General features: G+C 54.9%; 16 protein-coding genes, 2 tRNA genes and 1 riboswitch. Of the genes, 12 read left to right on the forward strand and 6 right to left on the reverse strand.

The window, feature by feature from the left end; genetic code table 11:
- Positions 1-384: 384 nt before the first annotated feature.
- Complete coding sequence (locus PSQ90_RS14985; protein ID WP_282211081.1) at positions 385-1,287, reverse strand: bifunctional methylenetetrahydrofolate dehydrogenase/methenyltetrahydrofolate cyclohydrolase; 903 nt, start codon at positions 1,285-1,287, stop codon at positions 385-387.
- Positions 1,288-1,303: 16 nt separating this feature from the next.
- Positions 1,304-1,383: riboswitch (ZMP/ZTP riboswitch) on the reverse strand.
- A gap of 727 nt (positions 1,384-2,110) precedes the next feature.
- Positions 2,111-2,365, reverse strand: a complete 255-nt coding sequence (locus PSQ90_RS14990; protein ID WP_407648130.1) for a sunset domain-containing protein — start codon at positions 2,363-2,365, stop codon at positions 2,111-2,113.
- 827 nt (positions 2,366-3,192) lie between these two features.
- On the opposite strand from PSQ90_RS14990, the gene PSQ90_RS14995 reads away from it, so the two are divergent.
- The 3 genes from PSQ90_RS14995 (at position 3,193) to PSQ90_RS15005 (ending at position 5,440) form a co-directional block, all read left to right on the forward strand.
- Positions 3,193-3,888: a hypothetical protein gene (locus PSQ90_RS14995; protein ID WP_282211082.1), complete on the forward strand. Its 696-nt coding sequence runs from the start codon at positions 3,193-3,195 to the stop codon at positions 3,886-3,888.
- A gap of 38 nt (positions 3,889-3,926) precedes the next feature.
- Positions 3,927-4,406, forward strand: coding sequence for a hypothetical protein (locus PSQ90_RS15000; protein ID WP_282211083.1), 480 nt, complete (start codon positions 3,927-3,929; stop codon positions 4,404-4,406).
- Between the two features lie 824 nt (positions 4,407-5,230).
- A complete protein-coding gene (locus PSQ90_RS15005; protein WP_282211084.1) occupies positions 5,231-5,440 on the forward strand; it encodes a hypothetical protein in 210 nt (69 codons plus the stop codon).
- A gap of 87 nt (positions 5,441-5,527) precedes the next feature.
- Here PSQ90_RS15005 and PSQ90_RS15010 read toward each other — a convergent pair whose 3' ends face one another.
- Entirely contained in the window at positions 5,528-6,412 is an 885-nt protein-coding gene (locus PSQ90_RS15010; RefSeq protein WP_282211085.1) for a DUF3800 domain-containing protein, read from the reverse strand.
- A 128-nt stretch (positions 6,413-6,540) separates the two neighbouring features.
- Positions 6,541-6,617 (reverse strand) — tRNA-Arg (locus PSQ90_RS15015).
- Positions 6,618-7,079: 462 nt separating this feature from the next.
- Between PSQ90_RS15015 and PSQ90_RS15020 the strand changes: the two genes are divergently transcribed.
- The 9 genes from PSQ90_RS15020 (at position 7,080) to PSQ90_RS15060 (ending at position 16,613) form a co-directional block, all read left to right on the forward strand.
- Positions 7,080-8,315, forward strand: coding sequence for an ABC transporter substrate-binding protein (locus PSQ90_RS15020; RefSeq protein WP_407648131.1), 1,236 nt, complete (start codon positions 7,080-7,082; stop codon positions 8,313-8,315).
- 89 nt (positions 8,316-8,404) lie between these two features.
- Complete coding sequence (locus PSQ90_RS15025) at positions 8,405-9,346, forward strand: carbohydrate ABC transporter permease (protein WP_407648132.1); 942 nt, start codon at positions 8,405-8,407, stop codon at positions 9,344-9,346.
- A 20-nt stretch (positions 9,347-9,366) separates the two neighbouring features.
- The gene (locus tag PSQ90_RS15030) at positions 9,367-10,254 is read left to right on the forward strand and encodes a carbohydrate ABC transporter permease (RefSeq protein WP_282211086.1); all 888 of its coding nucleotides are present in this window, start codon (positions 9,367-9,369) and stop codon (positions 10,252-10,254) included.
- Between the two features lie 4 nt (positions 10,255-10,258).
- Positions 10,259-11,353: an ABC transporter ATP-binding protein gene (locus PSQ90_RS15035; protein WP_282211087.1), complete on the forward strand. Its 1,095-nt coding sequence runs from the start codon at positions 10,259-10,261 to the stop codon at positions 11,351-11,353.
- Between the two features lie 177 nt (positions 11,354-11,530).
- Positions 11,531-12,277 (forward strand): sugar phosphate isomerase/epimerase family protein, encoded by a 747-nt coding sequence (locus tag PSQ90_RS15040; protein WP_282211088.1) that lies wholly within the window; start codon positions 11,531-11,533, stop codon positions 12,275-12,277.
- 22 nt (positions 12,278-12,299) lie between these two features.
- Positions 12,300-13,076 carry a sugar phosphate isomerase/epimerase family protein gene (locus PSQ90_RS15045; protein ID WP_282211089.1) on the forward strand — a complete coding sequence of 259 codons (777 nt, stop codon included), beginning with the start codon at positions 12,300-12,302 and terminating at the stop codon, positions 13,074-13,076.
- Positions 13,077-13,078: 2 nt separating this feature from the next.
- On the forward strand, positions 13,079-14,221 hold the full coding sequence (locus PSQ90_RS15050) for a Gfo/Idh/MocA family protein (RefSeq protein ID WP_282211090.1): 1,143 nt from the start codon (positions 13,079-13,081) through the stop codon (positions 14,219-14,221).
- Between the two features lie 173 nt (positions 14,222-14,394).
- Complete coding sequence (locus PSQ90_RS15055) at positions 14,395-15,450, forward strand: sugar phosphate isomerase/epimerase family protein (protein ID WP_282211091.1); 1,056 nt, start codon at positions 14,395-14,397, stop codon at positions 15,448-15,450.
- A gap of 11 nt (positions 15,451-15,461) precedes the next feature.
- Positions 15,462-16,613, forward strand: a complete 1,152-nt coding sequence (locus PSQ90_RS15060; RefSeq protein ID WP_282211092.1) for a Gfo/Idh/MocA family protein — start codon at positions 15,462-15,464, stop codon at positions 16,611-16,613.
- 106 nt (positions 16,614-16,719) lie between these two features.
- On the opposite strand, the gene PSQ90_RS15065 is transcribed toward PSQ90_RS15060, so the two are convergent.
- Together PSQ90_RS15065 and PSQ90_RS15070 are read right to left on the reverse strand one after the other, a co-directional pair.
- Positions 16,720-17,025: an ETC complex I subunit gene (locus PSQ90_RS15065; protein ID WP_282211093.1), complete on the reverse strand. Its 306-nt coding sequence runs from the start codon at positions 17,023-17,025 to the stop codon at positions 16,720-16,722.
- 72 nt (positions 17,026-17,097) lie between these two features.
- Positions 17,098-17,174 (reverse strand) — tRNA-Pro (locus PSQ90_RS15070).
- Between the last annotated feature and the right edge of the window lie 52 nt (positions 17,175-17,226).

Here is a 17,226-nt window from a genome sequence, read left to right on the forward strand (position 1 = left end):
GAAGTGTAGCTTGTCCCCGATGCGGCGCATCCAGATACCAACCGGCCAATTGGCGATTGGTTATACGTCGTTCACAGTAGGCAAAGCTTTCGAGGTCCGCTCTTAGACGCAAAGGTGGCCCGGCGCTGCGCGTCCCCTATGCCCTCTTATCGGCAGCGGTCATCCTAACGGCAACGGCCGCAATGGGGCGCGTTTCTGACTGGCGGCTCGCGACCCCACTTCAGACGTTCACCGATCTTCTGCAAGTTCCCGGAAGCTGCCGTATCTCGGCGGATAACCTCCATTATGGAACGACCGCCGCAGAGCGCGTAAAATCGATTATGGAATGGGACGTTTACCGCTGCCAGGTCACATGCCTCCACGTTCCCTGGCAGCGGTAAAGACTTAGGGCGTCAGGTCCTTCGGCGGCTCAATACCGTTAATCAGCGAGGCGGTCGTTACGGTATTGGCCAACAGGCAAACGATGGTCATCGGCCCCACCCCACCCGGTACCGGCGTTATCGCCCCCGCCACTTCAGATGCAGATTTGAAATCGACATCGCCTAGCAGCCGGGTTCTGCCTTCCCCGCGTTCCGGCGCTGGAATGCGATTGATGCCGACGTCTATCACCGTCGCGCCCGGCTTGATCCAGTCGCCCTTGATCATCTGTGGCCGCCCGACAGCCGCCACTACGATATCAGCGCCTCGAACCACCGAAGCGAGATTCCTGGTCTTGGAATGTGCCATTGTCACCGTGCAATTATCGCGCAGCAGCAGTTGTGCCAACGGCCTGCCGACGAGGTTTGAGCGTCCGACGATCACAGCGTTTAGTCCCTCTAGCTGACCCAGCGTATCGCGCAGCAGCATCAGGCAGCCCAACGGCGTACAGGACACTGGCCCTGGCAGGCCGATCTGCAGTTTGCCTACGCTCGACGGAGTGAAGCAGTCCACGTCCTTGTCAGGCGAAATGGTGGCGATCACTTTCATGGGGTCGATCTGCTTGGGAAGTGGTGACTGCACCAGAATGCCATGTATGGCCGGATCGGCGTTGAGCTTTTGTACCAATGTCAACACTTCAGCCTCCGAAGTATTTTCAGGCAGCTCGTACTTTTCCGAATGCATGCCGAGCTCGACGGTCTGCTTCGCCTTCTGGCTTACATAAATCTCGCTGCCTGGATCGTGCCCGACGATCACCACAGCAAGACCAGGTGTCACGCCGTGCTCGTGCTTTAGGCGCTCGACGTGACCGGCAATGCGTGCGCGAAGTCCGTCAGCATAGGTCTTTCCGTTGATTATTTTGGCTGGCATGGAGACATCCTCTGTTTTGGGATGCCCAGGCGAGCGGCAAAATCTACTGTGCTCCCCGGTGGTCAACCACCTTCATCGCCAGTTACACAGTCCACAAATTATAGCTTAAAACAGGAAGCCGATCAAACGGCGCATAAATCAAGATTTGGGCACCAGAAAAACCACGCTGCAATCTCAATGGTTTGCACGGTGCAAAAGACGGGTGCGTATCTGCCCCTAGACGGTCCGAAAAAGTTTGGCTAGGTGGTAACGACTGCTTCCGACCACGGATGAACTGATGGCTGCCGGTCTCCTTCCCACCCCAGACCCGCTACCGAACGCAAGGACCCGCAATGGCAGCTATTGGGATTTTTCCCAGCGCCTTGGGACGACGGGAATGGGGCGCTGAGCCGTCTAATTAATCACGTCGGGGCTCGGCGGACATGGAGCACATCAATTCCCCGCAGCACAGATCTAAGACGCTCAAGCTGTCCCTGTGTTTGACGCAGGTCGCCAAGCGTAATCTTTCTCAGGCCGGCTGCTCAAATCAATAATGGGCGAGGCTTGGGACATTCCCTTTTGTGGACTAGCCGCAATCGCTACGCCATCCCATCCTGCATTATGTTGCCATCGGGCAATGCATGTAATGGCTCAATGGCGCGCCAACGCGTGGGCGCAAAATGCTATTTAAGCGGAACCGCGCAGGTGGATTGCCCCACTTCAGGCGTCGAAAAGAAAAGACGTTGCCGTCTGAGCGCTGAGCTTGAAGCTTTGCCTAGTCTGCCATCATGCAAGGTTGGCACAACATTGCCGAGCAGGGCAGGGCCCAACCCTACCCGCCATCCTACACCCTAGACCTGCGCCAACCGGCGGCGCGGGCCTCGGCTTCCGAGCAGAACCAGCGTTCTCCGTGGGAGGCGCTGATGCGGGTCTGGTTGTAATAGCGCTGACCGGGCACGTGATAGATTCGCTCGCCTCTGGTGCTGACATTGCCCTTGATGTTGCAGGCGTCATTCTCGGCTGACGAGGTTGAGACGGTGCCCATGACCAGCAGACTGCCGGAAATCAGCGCCGCCACGGCAAATGCAAATCTGGTCATCCAGGTCCTCCAGGCGGCACAACACCACGCGATACCCGTTACGGCAAGCTCGGCGAGGGTTTGCTCGCAGCGTCCGGTGGATGCAGAAGCGCGAACCGGCTGCTTGCGGGAGATTGAATGAGGGCCGCTCAACCATCGGTACTGGAGGCAAAATTCGCGACGCCAAGGCGCGGGCGCGTCAGGCCCTGACTGTGGAGCGCGACCTCAAGACCTTGGAGGCAGCGGCGGCGGCTTACCCTGACCATGGGATCCTCTCCTCTCGACCATCAATCAGATTAGGTGTTCTTTGTCGACCGTCAGCACCCACGGCACAGATTGAGGGTTGAGCTCTAAGGAGTGTTTTGGTCTCGTCGCTATGACGAAGGAACCAAGATGACGACCAAATCCTCGAACACCAAAAGCTGCCGAGCGGGTGATGAAGGACATTCGCCGGGCAACCCGGCGGCACGAGGGCGGCGCATTTTAGCGAAAACCCGCCCAACACGGGCGGGGAGTGTAGTTTGGAGGGCAACGCGCCGAAAGCGTTTCGCCCGCTTAGCCCCCTTTAAAACTGATTTAGGGAGAGGGGGGTACATTTAGGGACCGTATAGATGCACGGCAGACCACGGGTAATTTTGCCCCCGGTTTTTGCCCGATTATTTGGTTTTCATATTTCCGTTTTGTTTCCGTTTAATACCGCTAGTTTGGCGCCAATACGCAGAACTTCGTTTAGCGCGTAGTGCCCTCAGGGCCTGCCCATTTGTGTGCATGGAAGAGGAGATTTGAACCCTGAAATTCCTGTGGACCTCCCCTCGAAAGACACGCTACGGTGTTGGCTGGGGTGAGGCATGTTCGGAAAACCAAGCATTACTATGAATAGCCGGTTGATTAAGCAGCTGGAAGAAGGCGAGCGTCGACCGGCGCAGCACGAGCGGCCGCGCTCGGTCACGGACAAGGGGTTCAACAGCTTCGCCACCCCCGGCATCCAGGCAGTATTTGAGGGTTTCGACTTCTTCGGCGCGCTCATGAACCAGCACATCGCCAAGCCATGGACGATTGAGGAGACGGGCGACACGCTGGTGAAGGACTGGAGCAGCGACAGTCCTGAGCTCGGTCGCACCTACCAGGTCTTTTACAATGGCGTGACGCTTGGCCGCCTCCAGGTAACTGAGGGCGCGAACACTGCAGGCGGCTTTCGCGAGAAAATCGAATGGCACCGCGAGAATCGCGCGGCGCACGCTCTCCTCGAGCTGAACCAACTGCGCTATGTCCCGTACGAGGACGTGCTCTCGCTGGTGTCGACGATCGAGCTTTTAGTTGGGCCGTTCGAGAATAACGATATCGCCCGGCCACGCGCTCGCGCCAACGCCGCAGCGGCGCTTACCGGCTATCTCTGGGAGGTGCAGCGCGCCGACGACCAGTATGCCCCGGATTTTGAGCACCGGGTTGACGGGCCCTACGATCTCCTAAAGCTCACCACCGATCATTGGAAGGAAGGCGGAATTGACCCATTCGAGCGTTGGAATGGGGACCGGGTACGATGATCAAATGGTGGAAGCACAGGGTCTATTACGGCGACGTCATGGCGCAGATCATGATGATGACGCTGATGGTTGGACCTGAGGGCAAGATCCTCGAAAAGCACATTGGTATACGCGACGCGATCCGCAAGAACTTTGACGAGGGCACACCGCCCGCAGTTGCTGCAACGCACGTCGCCGCCGCGCTGATGTCCTACGCGATTGAGCAGGACGATGACACCGTGCGGAAGCAGATCGTCGAGCAGCTATTGGCGCAATGGTCAGTACTAGGGCCGGCCGAGCAGCGGGAAATCAGCCGGCAGTTGACGGGTGGAACACTGAACCAAGACATGCTGCTGACACGCTGCCAGTGGCTGCTCATCCGCGGGCAGGACCTCCTGATGGAAGAAAAGATCGAATTGCACGACTTCCGTATCCTCAAGGACTCGATCTATGGACCACTTAAGGGTGAGCCATCGAACACCCGCATGTTGGATCGCGTCGACGAAGCGCTAGATGCAGCCTTCGGTCCGCGCGTCTAGAGGTCGAACCGCTTCACCGACTATGGCCTTCAACTTGGGTTTGTGGATCTATTCGCGTGCTCAAAGATCGGTGCACATCGGCAAACGTGCTTGTGTGCACATATCGGTTGGGCGATTTAGAGCGCGAGCTCGGCGTCGAGTTTTTCATCGACGATTGAGCCCAAGCGCATCGCTTCAAGGCCAATTGCGTCGACCGTCCATTTGGCACCCAAGCAATGGCTTGGCTACAGAAAAGGCGTTGGAAAGGCCGCAGAGTGAGCGTGGAGAATCAGCGTGGCAACATTGACAGCAGTTGCTCAAGAGGCCGCACTTCGGTACGCCGGTCTAAAGTAGGATCAAGATAGCAGGAAATATCCAAGCAAATGAATTGGGATCGGTCAAAAACGTATTGGATATAAACCCTTGATTTGGTACGATAATTCATCTTGTTTTGTGATCCGATATCTGAGAAGATTGAGGTCTTCCTCATTTGCCCGTTTCATTTGCGAGAGGCGTAGACCGATCTCTACGCCTCTCTTTTTTTCGCGTTTACGTCCCGGCTGATTTTTGGGCCGCAAGCTTCTTGCAGCCTCGCCTGCATATACTCGATCAGCGCTTAACGAGTGCGCGCGCTGGATTGACCGCGAGGGCCTAGTTGACCTTTCCCTTTCGCCTGGCTGTTGGATTTGTTCTACGAATATTGATGAATTCCAATAGATTTGTTGGAATAAAACCAAATAATGCAAATACATATTGGTTTTGTATATTTCCATTTGCCCATCTTATACAGACATGCTTATCGTTTGCTAGTGGATTGATTTCAATCAAATAGAAACGAGGAAGATATGATCATTCAAATGACACCCACGCCAGAGTTGAAAGTCGCATTGACGGCGTATTACGCCCTCCAAATGGCCCCCTTCTTGATGATAGGTGACGTCGATTTGGGCGACCGGGCGGCCGTCATCGCGCAGCTCAGGGTCGCCAGCTTCCCCCCGGAAATTATTGGTGATTGCCTCGATGTAACGTTGGCCCTGGCGAAAAGCTCTCAGTGAACCTGAGCGGGTTCTGCCGGACTGCCGATTGCAATTCTAGTTGATGAAAGCCGCCGGACACGTTGGTTCGCTACTGGTTGCCGCCGTTCAGAGTTTGCGTGACCATCTATATCCATAGTGTTCGAATAGCGATCGGTAGGTCTCAGGGATATTCTTATCCCATGGAAGCAGTTGTAAGCCAAATCCCCTGGTCAATCCGTTTTCGCGTGCCATTATGGGGTCAAGCGCAATTGCCGCGTCTGTCATTCTAGGGTAGCCCCCCAGCTCGTTGAGGCCATTGTAGAATGAGCTCGCAACGCAGTCTGCTATTTGGCATCCCGAAGAAGTTTTTGCGCTGACTGGGCCGATCAGTTTCCAACTGACCACCGTGGGTTCGATTACGCGCTTGCTCAGGAATGTAGCGTTGTTAAATGCCTGAAGTCGCAGAACCTCGATATAAGCTCGCGTCTGACTGTACCGTATCCCGCCAGTTCTCGCCAAAATGACTTTCATGCGTTTTGGCGATCCAAATTCTTTGAGGCTTGAGCGCAGTACCGTAACCGAGGCGCGTTCCAACAATATACGTAAGCAAAAATTGTAAAATGTATTCTCACCCGGGATCCGCTGGGCCCTTGGGTTTTTGTGGCCCCGCATATTTGATTTATGGGAGGCGACCACAAAGGCCCTCGTTTTCAGGCCCGCGATTTGTGTCGCCACCTCAATTCGCTTTCGACGGTTGAGCTTTTTATAGTGCAACTCAGGCCCTTGAGTTGCGCCTAAGGTTCGGCGAATTTCTGAAATCCATTGGGGCACCTCAGGTTCGTACTTTTTCGCAATTACGATGCCGCCGAGTACAAGCCATTCGGTAGAACCCTGGTCTCCCTCCGTCGCGGTGCGTGTCCCAATATCGCCTGCCTCATCAACATAAAGCACGTACTCATATTCAGGGAGATCGGTATCTATTTCTTCGTAGTCCGGCTCAGTTCCGCTCACGAAATCGTCGTCCTCGACTTATTCGGGCCGGGGGATTGAGGTGAAAAAATGTTACCCCAGCGTTACCCTAGCCGATAGTTTTTAAAAATTGCGCTAGATACAAATCTACCTAAGTCATTGAAAATAAATGGTGATCCCGACAGGATTCGAACCTGTGACCAACAGCTTAGAAGGCTGCTGCTCTATCCAGCTGAGCTACGGGACCGTTTGGGACTGTTTAGCCTATTTGGATGGAAAATGAAGGTCAGTTTCGAATTTTAGTTGGGTTTCGTTTTCCTCGATTTCGAGGCATTGGGGAAAGGCGGGGGTCGGAACGTAGAAATTCTGCTGCTGCGAGATTGTACCGATCAAGAATTTTGAAGTGCTGGGGAAACCTCTGTTGGGAATCCGAGAGGCTTAATGCCTGGAAATTTCGCTAACTAATGATAAAATAACAGTTTTTATTGATCATCCGCCCCCGATGGCGTTGCGCGCGCATAAGCGTGCGAATGGATCTTGACAGGTGAGGCTTAAGTATCTGACACTAATGAAATCGATTGCATAGGTCTTGCAAAGCAGCCTGAAATCGATTGCAGCCGGTTGGCGGGAAACTCCCAAAGAGGATTGTCCAGCCGCTGACTGCTTCGCCGGAGCCTCGTGCTCCAGGAGTTCGTTGGGAGGTTTACATATGAAAAAATTTACAGTGGCTGCCGCCATGGCGGCCGCATTGATGTGCGGTACATCGGCTTTTGCTACCGATCTGGAAGTCACACATTGGTGGACTTCGGGCGGTGAGGCCGCCGCCGTAGCCGAGTTTGCCAAGGCGTTCGACGCAACCGGTAATCACTGGGTTGACGGTGCCATCGCTGGTTCCAGCGACGTTGCCCGTCCGTTGATTATCAGCCGTATTCTTGGGGGCAACCCAATGGGTGCGACCCAGCTCAATACCGGCCGTGACGCCGAGGATCTGATCAAGGCCGGTCTGATGACCGATCTAACAGATTTGGCAAAGTCCGAAGGCTGGTACGACGTTATCCGTCCCAAGAAGTTGCTTGAATCCTGCGAGTTCGAAGGCAAGCTCTACTGCGTACCTGTCAATATTCACTCATGGCAGTGGCTATGGCTGAGCCGTCCGGCTTTTGAAGATAATGGCATGGAAGTGCCGACTGATTGGAATCAGTATGTTGCTGATTTCCCAAAACTGCGTGAAGCGGGCGTCATTCCATTCTCGCTGGCACAGGGTTGGCCAACCAACGGTATCTTCGGCGTTCTTCTGGCCGGTGTCGGCGGAACGGATCTGTTCCTCGCCGTAAACCGCGACAAGGACGTTTCGGCAGTCGAAGGGCCTGATTTCCGCAAGGTTGCACAGGCTTATGCCGATCTTCGTGACGCTGTTGATGTCAACGAAACAGTTGGGCAGTGGAACGAAGCCACGGCGCAGTTAATCAACAACACAGCAGCAGGCAATATCATGGGCGATTGGGCCCAGGGTGAGTTTGCCGTCGCTGGCAAGGTTGCCGGCAAGGACTATGACTGCCTGCCAGGTCTTGGATTGAACGCGGTTCTGGATACGGGCGGTGACGCATTCTACTTCCCCAAGAATGATGATCCGGCCATCACCGAAGCTCAGCTAGTGTTGGCCAAGACCATGCTGTCGCCTGAAACTCAAGTCGCGTTCAACCTCAAGAAAGGCTCGCTGCCAGTTCGCGGCGACGTCGACATGAGCGCTGCCAACGCCTGCATGCAGAAGGGTCTGAAAATTCTTGAAGATCCCAATGGCGTTTTGCCCTCCGGCGAACAGTTGCTTTCGAGCGATACCCAGCAGCAGCTACAGGATCTTGAGATCGAATTCTTCTCGGACAAGTCCATGTCGATCGACGATTTCGTGGGTCAGTTTGCTGACATCATGGGTTCGGCAGATTAAGCGGTTCGTCTAGCTGAATTAGATCGTGGCCGGTTGGGAGATATCCTGGCCGGCCATTCTTGAAATCCAAGCATGAGGAGGTTGGTTGCATGGCTGACCTGAGCCATTCACGTTCGGCAGCGATTGCTGCAGGGAGCGGACCAAGGCGACTATTCCACAATCTGTTTGTACGCAATTTCAGCGCCAAACTCGCAGCAACGCCCATGATTATGACGGTATTGATCGTCTTTGTCGGCTGCACGGCGTGGACCATATTCTACTCGTTCACCAATTCGCGCTCTTTGCCGTCAGGCGAACTGGTCGGATTTGATCAATATACGAGGTTGTTTTCAAATCGTCGCTGGAATGCGTCGGTTATAAACATCATGACCTATGGGGTGACTTCCCTGTGCTTTACCATGGTGGTTGGTTTTCTGCTGGCTGTCTTCATGGATCAAAAAATCCGCTTTGAGAGCGCGTTTCGAACGATATTCCTGTACCCATTTGCGCTCTCGTTCATCGTGACGGGGCTTGTATGGCAGTGGATCATGAACCCGGCCTTCGGCTTGCAGGAGACTGTTCAAAACTGGGGCTTTACCAGTTTTACCTTTGATTGGCTCAAGAACCGCAACATGGTCATTTATGCGCTGGTTATTGCCGGGTTATGGCAAGGGACGGGCTTTGTCATGGTGCTGCTTTTGGCGGGGTTGCGTGGCATTGACGAGGAAATATGGAAGGCGGCACGGGTCGATGGCATTTCGACGTGGCGGACCTACCTCTTCATAGTGTTGCCGATGATGCGCGGCGTAATCGTTACGACGCTTGTCATCGTCGGGTCGGGGATTGTGAGACTGTATGACCTTGTGGTCGCCATGACGCAGGGCGGGCCGGGTATATCCTCGGAAGTGCCTGCGAAGTACGTCTACAATTACATGTTTGGCGCCGGCAACCTGGGCCAGGGACTGGCCGCATCCTCGGTGATGCTGCTGACCGTGTTCATCATCCTGATACCGTGGATGCTGATCGAGTTTCGCCCAAAGCATCACAGTTAAGGTCAGGTCGGGAGCCACCAATGTCAAATATTGAGGCCAGCGGGCCCAAACCGAGAAGTTTTTTCACGACCTCACGCATCGTCACCTATTCGGTGCTGTTGATCGCAGCGATGTACTATCTGTTTCCCTTGTATGTGATGATCACGACGTCGCTGAAGGGCATGCCTGAAGTGCGGCTGGGCAATATATTTGCGCCGCCGATGGAGGTGACGTTTGCCCCCTGGGTCAAAGCCTGGGACAGTGCCTGTACCGGTCTTTACTGCGAAGGGTTGAAGCCGGGCTTCTGGAATTCGGTCAAGATTACCGTGCCCAGCACCATCATTTCGGTTCTGATCGCGGCGGTGAATGGATATGCGCTGGTAAATTGGCGCTTCAAGGGCTCGGAAATATTCTTCACCGTTCTGCTTTTCGGTTCGTTCATTCCCTATCAGGTCATGCTCTATCCGCTGGTGATCATCACCGCGCAGCTCAAGGTGTTTGGAACATTGCAGGGGGTGGTGTTGATCCACACGATCTTCGGCATGCCCATTCTGACACTTCTGTTCCGCAATTACTTCGCGTCTTTGCCGCAGGAATTGTTCAAGGCGGCGCGTGTTGATGGGGCAGGATTCTGGCGCATATTCTTTGAAATCATGGTGCCAATGTCGTTGCCGATCTTTGTGGTTGCGATCATCCTGCAGGTCACCGGTATCTGGAATGACTTCCTATTCGGTGTCGTGTTCGCCGGAACCACCAACTATCCAATGACGGTGCAGCTCAACAATATCGTCAATTCAGTGCAAGGCGTGCAGGAATACAATGTCAACATGGCGGCGACCATCCTGACTGGCGCCGTGCCGCTCATCGTCTATTTCATCTCGGGAAAATGGTTTGTACGCGGCATCGCCGCTGGCGCCGTGAAGGGTTAAGCAGATGCAACACAGTGTTTCAATCAAGGATCTTTCGCTCAATTTCGGTAATGTGAAGGTGTTGCAACATCTTGATCTGGATATCGGGCAGGGCGAATTCATCGTGTTGCTCGGCCCTTCGGGGTGCGGGAAGTCGACGCTGCTCAACTGTATTGCCGGGCTGCTAGACGTCAGCGAGGGGCAGATATTTATCGGCGGCAAGAACGTCACATGGGAAGAACCCAAGGACCGTGGCATCGGCATGGTGTTCCAGTCGTATGCTCTTTATCCGCAAATGAGCGTGGAGCGGAATTTGTCGTTTGGATTGCGCGTATCGGGTATGAAGAAAGATGAAATTGAAAAGCGGGTTAGCCGCGCCGCCGAAATTTTGCAGATCGGACCCTTGTTGCAGCGCAAACCGGCCAATCTGTCGGGTGGTCAGCGTCAGCGCGTCGCTATTGGCCGGGCGTTGGTGCGCGACGTCGACGTATTCCTGTTCGATGAGCCGCTTTCTAACCTCGATGCTAAATTGCGCTCCGACCTACGTGTCGAGATCAAGCGACTTCATCAGCGCCTAAAGAATACGATGATTTATGTGACCCATGACCAAATCGAAGCTCTGACATTGGCGGATCGCATTGCGGTCATGAAGGGCGGCGTCATCCAGCAGTTGGATACGCCCCACGTCATTTACAATCGTCCGGTCAATCTGTACGTCGCCGGGTTTATCGGTTCGCCATCAATGAATTTTTTCGAAGGGTCGTTGGCAGGCGGGGCGGAACCGGTGTTTACCGCAAATGATGGTACCAAGATTTCGGCGCGTGGCTATAAGTTTGATGTAGCTCCGAACACGGCAGTCACACCAGCGGTATTGGGTGTGCGACCCGAGCACGTCGTGATCGGGGAAGGCGCTAAATCGATGACGTTCCAAACCGAAATCGAGATCGAAATTGTTGAACCGATGGGATCTGACACGCTGGCTTGGACTAGCATTGCCGGTCAGTCGGTCACCTTCCGCTGCGACAGCGACGTGCCATTGGCAACAGGACAGAAAATGCTGGCAGGCTTTGATGTTGAACGTGGATCACTGTTCAACGCCGAGACTACCAACAGACTATAAATCACAAATTCTGGGTGCCGGTCCGGCGGATCGGCACTCTCAAAGCGACACACCATTTCAGCAATGTTACTTTCTGCGCGATCTGGCTTTCTGCGCGGCGGGACAGGGTCGGTAGATCCAGCTATCGCTTGGCCAACACCGGCGGCTAGCGCAAATCCAAACCAAAGAGGCATCTCGATGACCCAATTGTCATTTCAGCTCTATAGTGCACGTAATGTGGCTTCACTCGATGAATTCCTGGGCAAGCTGAGCGCGCTTGGTTATTCGCAGGTTGAAGGCTTTGGCGGGCTTTATTCTGACCCCGCGGCACTCGCTGCCAGCCTGAAAAAGCACGGCCTTTCAATGCCAACCGGTCATTTTGGTCTGCCTCAGCTTCAAGATACGGCTTCGGCGTTGAAAGCCGCCGAAACGCTGGGAATGAAGAAGCTATTTTGCCCCGCTATACCAAAAGAGGAGCGGACCGGCGACGACGCCAAGTGGATTGCGCTGGGAGAAACTCTGGCCGAATTGGGAGAAGTCTATTCAGCGGCCGGATACGGATTTGGCTGGCACAATCACGATTTTGAGTTCGTCAAAACAAACTCCGGACGGACCCCGATGGAGATCATCCTTACGACAGCGCCCAAGATCGAGTGGGAGGCCGACGTTGCCTGGATCGCGCGCGGAAACGCTAATCCCAACGAATGGTTCGATAAGTATGGCGACCGGATAACGGCGGTTCACGTCAAGGATATTGCTCCTGAGGGCGAGGCGTTGGACGAAGATGGTTGGGCCGATGTGGGGCAGGGCGTTTTGAACTGGGACAGCCTGATCCAGGATGTGATCGGCAAGACCAAGGCCGAATATTTTGTGGCTGAGCACGACAATCCATCGGATGCGGAACGCTTTGCGCGTCGGTCGTTTGATGCGGCCAAGGGTTGGTAACTCATTTAACTGGAGGCAAAAGATGGATCTTTCATTTCAACTGTTCAGCGCGCGCAATTTTCCGCTCGATGACGTGCTCAAGACTGTTGGTGGGCTGGGCTACAAATATGTTGAAGGGTTCGGTGGTCTGGCCGCGGGTGGGGAGGGGTTGGGCGGACTTTATGAAGATCTGTCTGGCCTAAAGGCCAAACTCGATGCCAACGGGCTTTCGATGCCCACTGCACATGTGGGGCTGGACTTGCTGGAGCAACCGGACAAGGCGCTGCGGATCGCCGAGGTGCTGGGAACAAAAGTGTTTTTGTGTCCGTGGTTAGCGCCCGAGCAGCGGCCGACGACAATTGAAGGTTGGCAGGCATTTGGCGAAAAACTTGGCCAACTTTCAAAACCTTTCAGCAGTGCTGGCATTACCTTTGGCTATCACAACCATGATTTTGAGTTCGCGAGGCTGCAGGATGGTCGCTATCCGATGGATGTCCTGCTGGCCGCTGCGCCCGATGTATGCGCTGAGGTGGATATTGCCTGGATCTATCGCGGCAACGCGGATCCATTTCCGTGGCTTGAGGCCAATGGGGATCGTATCGTTGCCGTGCATGTCAAGGACCTGGCGCCTAGTGGGGAAAATGCGGACGAGGACGGTTGGGCCGATGTAGGACATGGCCGACTGCCTTGGCGGGACCTTTTAAGCCACGTCAAAGCCAACACCAAGACACGCTATTTCGTGGCCGAGCATGACAATCCGACTGATGTCAGCCGCTTTGCCAAGCGGTCAATTGCGGCCGTCAATTCATTTGGAGTTTGAGAATGACCAAGACCTACGGCGTCGGCATCATGGGTGCTGGCAATATTTCGAGCGCGTATTTGCGTCTGGCCCCCTTGTTCAAGGGGTTGGATGTGCGCGCTGTTGCCGACATCATTCCGGAAGCCGCCAAGAAGCGGGCAGATGAGTTTGGCGTGGCAGCACAGACGCCCGACGAACTGCTTAAAAACAGTGAGTTGGATGTGATCGTTAATCTAACGATTCCGGCGACGCATTACTCGGTTTCGATGGATATCGTATCTGCGGGCAAGCACGCCTATTCAGAAAAGCCATTTGTTTTGACGCTGGAAGAAGGCGAAAAGCTCAAGGGTGCGGCGGAGTCTCGCAATCTGCGGGTCGGCAGCGCGCCCGATACTTTCCTGGGCGGGGCCCACCAGCAGGCGCGCGATATTATCGACAGCGGCAAGCTTGGTAAGATCATGAGTGGGACCACACACGTCATGAGCCGCGGCATGGAGCATTGGCATCCCAATCCCGATTTCTTCTTTCAGGTTGGCGCAGGGCCGGTGCTGGATGTCGGACCCTATTATGTGACCGATCTCATCCATCTACTGGGTCCGGTAAGGCGGGTAACCGCTTTTACCAACATGGCGCGGGCGGAACGCGAGGTTACGGCGGAAGGGCCAAACAAGGGAACTTTCGTTAAGGTCGGGACGCCAACGACCATCCACGGCGTGCTCGAATTTCACAATGGCGCAGTCATTACGCTTGGCGCGAGTTGGGATGTGGCAAGCCATGGGCACCACAATATCGAGCTCTACGGGACTGATGGGTCGATCTACGTTCCAGATCCAAACTTCTTCGGCGGTGATCTGGTGACGAGCGACATTGCTGGCACCAAGGCAAACGTGACACCTTGGTCGCATCCGTTCGGCATCGCCAATCAGGATCTCGACAAACCCAACCCGCGCGCCAACTACCGCACGGCCGGGCTTGCCGACATGATTGCCTCCATCGATGGCGGATACAAGGCAAGGTGCGGGCTTGATGTGGCTTTGCATGCGGTCGATGTCATGACGTCCTTGCTGGTTGCGGGGGAGACGGGGCAAGTGCAAACCCTGACCACGACTTGCGAGCGTCCGTTGGCGCTCGGACCCGAGGCGGCTAAGGCGCTTCTCAAGGACTAATTGATTGCAATAGGCTGACTTTGGCTCGATGGCAGATTCAAAGTCAGCTGGTGCGCTACAAACAGAAAATTTTTGAGGTACGTCCGTCACAATGTTGCCGGTGAATGATCAAGCGGTTAGAACCAATGCCATGCCGTCCCTTTGGGACAGCGCCAGACAAGGAGGAGCACGTCATGCAAACCATAAAAGGGCCCGCAATTTTTTTGGCACAGTTTGCCGGGGACACCGCGCCATTTGATACTTTTGACAATATCTGCAAGTGGGCCGCAGGGCTGGGCTACAAGGGTGTGCAGGTGCCGACCTGGGTCGGTGGGCTGATCGATCTGGAAAAAGCGGCGACCTCCAAGACTTATACAGACGAGCTGGCAGGCACAGCTGCAAAGCATGGTGTGGAAATTACCGAGCTGTCGACGCATTTGCAGGGACAGTTGGTTGCAGCGCATCCCGTTTATGACACCATGTTTGACGGGTTCGCCCCAGCGAGCGTGCATGGCAACCCAAAGGCTCGACAGGAATGGGCAGTACAGCAGCTGCATTGGGCGGCCAAAGCCTCTAAAAATCTGGGCCTGACTGAACATGCGACCTTTTCGGGCGCATTGGCATGGCCTTTCCTTTACCCATTTCCGCAGCGTCCTGCTGGATTGGTGGAAGAGGCTTTTGACGAGTTGGCGCGTCGTTGGTTGCCAATTCTTGATGCCATGGATGAGAACGGCGTTGATCTCTGCTACGAAATTCATCCCGGCGAAGATCTACATGATGGCGTGACATATGAGATGTTCCTTGAGCGGGTCAAAAACCATCCGCGCGCCAATCTGCTCTATGATCCCAGCCACTTTGTGCTGCAGCAACTCGATTATCTCGACTACATCGATATTTACCACGAGCGGATCAAGATGTTCCACGTCAAGGACGCCGAGTTCAATCCGACTGGTCGGCAGGGTGTTTATGGCGGCTACCAAAATTGGATCGATCGGGCAGGGCGCTTCCGTTCGCTGGGTGACGGGCAGGTGGATTTCGCCTCTATTTTCTCCAAGATGGCGCAGTATGACTTTGCTGGTTGGGCAGTGCTTGAATGGGAATGTGCGATCAAGCACCCAGAAGACGGGGCGCGCGAAGGTGCGGAATTCATCAAGAACCATATCATTCACGTGACAGAGAAGGCGTTTGACGATTTTGCATCGTCAGGAACCGATACGGCTGCCAATCGCAAAATCCTTGGTCTGGACTAGGAGCATCGAAGATGGCTGAAAATGGATCACGACGTATTCGTCTGGGCATGGTCGGCGGCGGCACTGGAGCCTTTATTGGCTATGTGCACCGTGTAGCGTCGCGTATCGATGGCGATTACGAACTTGTCGCGGGCGCGCTGTCGTCGCGCCCTGAGGTCGCCAAGGAATCCGGCCGGAATCTTGGGTTGGCGGACGATCGCATCTACACTTCCTTCGAAGAAATGGCCAATGCTGAAGCGGCCCGTCCTGACGGAATTGAGGCGGTTTCCATAGTAACGCCCAATCACATGCATTTTGGCCCTGCCAAAGCGTTCCTTGAAGCTGGCATTCATGTCATTTGCGACAAGCCGCTGACGGCGACATTGGAAGACGCCCGCAAACTGGCGGCCATCGAGCCTGCCAACGGGGCAAAATTCCTGCTGACCCATAATTACACGGGTTACCCGTTGGTGCGGCAGGCACGGGAATTGGTGGCATCTGGTGCCTTAGGCAAAATTCGGGTCGTACAGGCTGAATATCCCCAGGATTGGCTGACCGAAGCTGCTGACGCCGACAACAAGCAAGCCTCATGGCGAACCGACCCATCGCGCTCTGGTGCTGGTGGAGCGATTGGCGATATTGGCACTCATGCCTACAATTTGTTGCGATTTGTGACGGGTCTTAAGACGGAAGCCGTGGCTGCAGATTTATCCAGCTTTGTGCCGGGTCGTCAGTTGGACGACAATGTGCACATCATGTTGCGGTTCGATGGCGGTGCGCGCGGGATGCTGTGGGCCAGTCAGGTTGCCGTGGGCAACGAAAATGGACTGCAGTTGCGCGTCTATGGCGACAAGGGTGGCCTTGAATGGCGGCAGGATAATCCCAATCAGATGTGGTTTTCCGAGTTCGGTAAGCCAAAACAATTGTTGACGCGTGGCGGTGCCATTTCCGGCGATGCCGCTTCAAGCATGAATGTGCGTGTCCCCGCTGGCCACCCTGAAGGTTATCTGGAAGCCTTTGCAACGCTCTACAGCCAGTTTGCCGAGATCATTCGTGGCAACGGTCAGGCCTATGCCAAGCTGCTGCCGACGCTTGCAGACGGCGTGGAAGGAATGGAGTTCATCATTGCCTCGGTTGAATCGAGCAAGAATGATGGCCGCTGGACAAAGTTGAGTGACGTTTGACCTGATAGGGCACCGGTGCCGTTGGTATCGGTGACAGCCGACCCAAGAAATGACAAAGCCTCCGCGAGCAATTGCGGAGGCTTAATTCATTCTTCCAATCGGGAGATCAGTGCGTCCAGGGTATCTTTCGGTCGGCCCGAAAATTGTCGGTATAGCTAACGCGTTTGCGCGTTGTCTCGTGGGCAGGCTGGACCGTGTATGGGATGCCGTTCTTCTGGGCGTAAGCTTCTGCGCCTTCCTGGGTGTCGAAGGAAAGACGAATCTGCTGTTTCATGTCAGCGGACGCAGTGTATCCCATCAATGGTTCGATTTCGCGGGCAAGGGCCGGATCGTAAACCAGCACCCACTGTTTGGAATTGCCGGTGCCGGACTGCATGGCATTTCTTGCCGGGCGATAGATGCGTGCAGACATGCGCGTTCCCTGACAGCTTGGGCTAAGAAGCATTCCGCATTCGCGGCTCACTCCTGTCGTCAAAATCGGCGATGGTCGGAGTACAAAGATTCGAACTTTGGACCCCTGGTTCCCAAAACCAGTGCTCTACCAGGCTGAGCTACACTCCGTCATCGCAGCCACCGGATACAGGGTTCGATTGCAAAGGGCAAGTGCCGTTCA

Source organism: Devosia rhodophyticola, assembly GCF_028816475.1.
Lineage (GTDB): Bacteria > Pseudomonadota > Alphaproteobacteria > Rhizobiales > Devosiaceae > Devosia > Devosia rhodophyticola.

Excerpts from the sequence above, each read along its gene's own strand:
- PSQ90_RS14985 (WP_282211081.1), bottom strand. The coding sequence starts at position 1,287 with ATGCCAGCCAAAATAATCAACGGAAAGACCTATGCTGACGGACTTCGC.
- PSQ90_RS14990 (WP_407648130.1), bottom strand. The coding sequence starts at position 2,365 with ATGACCAGATTTGCATTTGCCGTGGCGGCGCTGATTTCCGGCAGTCTG.
- PSQ90_RS14995 (WP_282211082.1), top strand. The coding sequence starts at position 3,193 with ATGTTCGGAAAACCAAGCATTACTATGAATAGCCGGTTGATTAAGCAG.
- PSQ90_RS15000 (WP_282211083.1), top strand. The coding sequence starts at position 3,927 with ATGGCGCAGATCATGATGATGACGCTGATGGTTGGACCTGAGGGCAAG.
- PSQ90_RS15005 (WP_282211084.1), top strand. The coding sequence starts at position 5,231 with ATGATCATTCAAATGACACCCACGCCAGAGTTGAAAGTCGCATTGACG.
- PSQ90_RS15020 (WP_407648131.1), top strand. The coding sequence starts at position 7,080 with ATGAAAAAATTTACAGTGGCTGCCGCCATGGCGGCCGCATTGATGTGC.
- PSQ90_RS15025 (WP_407648132.1), top strand. The coding sequence starts at position 8,405 with ATGGCTGACCTGAGCCATTCACGTTCGGCAGCGATTGCTGCAGGGAGC.
- PSQ90_RS15030 (WP_282211086.1), top strand. The coding sequence starts at position 9,367 with ATGTCAAATATTGAGGCCAGCGGGCCCAAACCGAGAAGTTTTTTCACG.
- PSQ90_RS15035 (WP_282211087.1), top strand. The coding sequence starts at position 10,259 with ATGCAACACAGTGTTTCAATCAAGGATCTTTCGCTCAATTTCGGTAAT.
- PSQ90_RS15040 (WP_282211088.1), top strand. The coding sequence starts at position 11,531 with ATGACCCAATTGTCATTTCAGCTCTATAGTGCACGTAATGTGGCTTCA.
- PSQ90_RS15045 (WP_282211089.1), top strand. The coding sequence starts at position 12,300 with ATGGATCTTTCATTTCAACTGTTCAGCGCGCGCAATTTTCCGCTCGAT.
- PSQ90_RS15050 (WP_282211090.1), top strand. The coding sequence starts at position 13,079 with ATGACCAAGACCTACGGCGTCGGCATCATGGGTGCTGGCAATATTTCG.
- PSQ90_RS15055 (WP_282211091.1), top strand. The coding sequence starts at position 14,395 with ATGCAAACCATAAAAGGGCCCGCAATTTTTTTGGCACAGTTTGCCGGG.
- PSQ90_RS15060 (WP_282211092.1), top strand. The coding sequence starts at position 15,462 with ATGGCTGAAAATGGATCACGACGTATTCGTCTGGGCATGGTCGGCGGC.
- PSQ90_RS15065 (WP_282211093.1), bottom strand. The coding sequence starts at position 17,025 with ATGTCTGCACGCATCTATCGCCCGGCAAGAAATGCCATGCAGTCCGGC.